The sequence below is a fragment of the Thermosynechococcus sp. M3746_W2019_013 genome, assembly GCF_015296045.1.
In the GTDB taxonomy this organism is placed as follows: Bacteria; Cyanobacteriota; Cyanobacteriia; order Thermosynechococcales; family Thermosynechococcaceae; genus Thermosynechococcus.
The window spans coordinates 1-1,107 of sequence record NZ_DVDW01000011.1 but is presented as its reverse complement, the minus strand read 5'-3'; the positions used below and the strand labels follow the sequence as shown (position 1 = coordinate 1,107).

3 protein-coding genes are annotated in these 1,107 nt (G+C 54.0%); all 3 read right to left on the bottom strand.

Annotation, left to right across the window (positions count from 1 at the left end):
• Nucleotides 1–244, bottom strand: a 244-nt coding sequence (locus tag IGQ16_RS01490) for a GTPase (protein ID WP_297059981.1), incomplete at its 3' end; no start/stop codon positions are given.
• A gap of 58 nt (nucleotides 245–302) precedes the next feature.
• Nucleotides 303–455, bottom strand: a complete 153-nt coding sequence (locus IGQ16_RS01485) for a hypothetical protein (protein ID WP_157869728.1) — start codon at nucleotides 453–455, stop codon at nucleotides 303–305.
• Between the two features lie 3 nt (nucleotides 456–458).
• Complete coding sequence (locus tag IGQ16_RS01480; protein WP_297059979.1) at nucleotides 459–920, bottom strand: pentapeptide repeat-containing protein; 462 nt, start codon at nucleotides 918–920, stop codon at nucleotides 459–461.
• Nucleotides 921–1,107 lie beyond the last annotated feature (187 nt).

The following is a 1,107-nucleotide window of genomic DNA, read 5'->3' as shown; positions in this document are numbered from 1 at the left end:
GCCCGGGAGTATCTGTGAGATCAACGATTTGATCTTGACAGTGCCAGCGAACGGTGCGCGGCCATTGGGTGGTGCCATGGATAGCGCCCACGGGAAAAATAGCTTCGCCATAGAGGGCATTCAAAAGTGCAGACTTGCCCCGCCCCACTTGGCCAAGGACAACAATGTGCCATGCAGGCTGGTGCAGGCGATCGCGCAACCCATAGAGAGCCTGCCAGTGGGCAGCTAGGTGCGGATGATACACCTGATGCCACCCTAAGAGTTCCCCTAAGCATTTAGCAGCCAGGTCCAGAACGGCTGAGCTACTCACGGCGAAACAGGGGCCAATTGGAAGCCACCACAAGGGCAGCCGCAGCAATTAAGACGACTGGCAAGGGCATCACCCACTGCCGCAGGTGCAGCACCATTTCTGTGAGCACAAACAGGACAATAAAACTAACAAGGGCAATTTCCATAGACTAGCGACGGCGGGTTGGTTCTTCCAAAAAGAATGCTTTTTGACCGTTGGGCAACGTGGCATTGCGGAATGTTTTCACCTGTGCCAAGCGATCGCGCCCCCCTAGAATCGCATCTACCAAGTGTGCCCCCACAAGAATTGCTCGATCCAAGCGCGTGATAAGGAGACTGGCGCCTGTGAGCTTGGCATTTGTGAGATTGGCTTTCGTTAAATCAGCATTGTTAAGGATAGCGCCACTCAGATCAGCCCCCATCAGGTTGGCACTGCGCAGATTGGCAGCGTTGAGATTAGCTCCCCGCAGATCGGCCCCCTGAAGATTCCATCCCCGTAAGCGGGCATAGCTCAGATCGCACTTGGGGCAGCTACCCGTGCGCCGCAGTTGTTCTAAATCAGCGGGATTGGTAGCCCAAGCCGGAGCACCTAAAAGGAGCAATAAAAAGACCAAAGCACCCTTAGCGGCCATTACAACTTCCCAAGAGCATCTAATCTATAGGTTACAAGTCAGATAGACTTCACAATACTTCTCTGCAGTCTTCTTGCCCATTTATTTTACAGGATGAAGCAAGAGAGCACTAGTTACTGGTGCAACCCTCCTCACTAGCTTTCCAACTCTATCCACCCACACCCCGGCATCGTCCGGGCCGCGGTGG

What these genes read in the sequence shown, in the direction of transcription:
- IGQ16_RS01485 (WP_157869728.1), bottom strand. Translation starts at nt 455, where the DNA reads ATGGAAATTGCCCTTGTTAGTTTTATTGTCCTGTTTGTGCTCACAGAA.
- IGQ16_RS01480 (WP_297059979.1), bottom strand. Translation starts at nt 920, where the DNA reads ATGGCCGCTAAGGGTGCTTTGGTCTTTTTATTGCTCCTTTTAGGTGCT.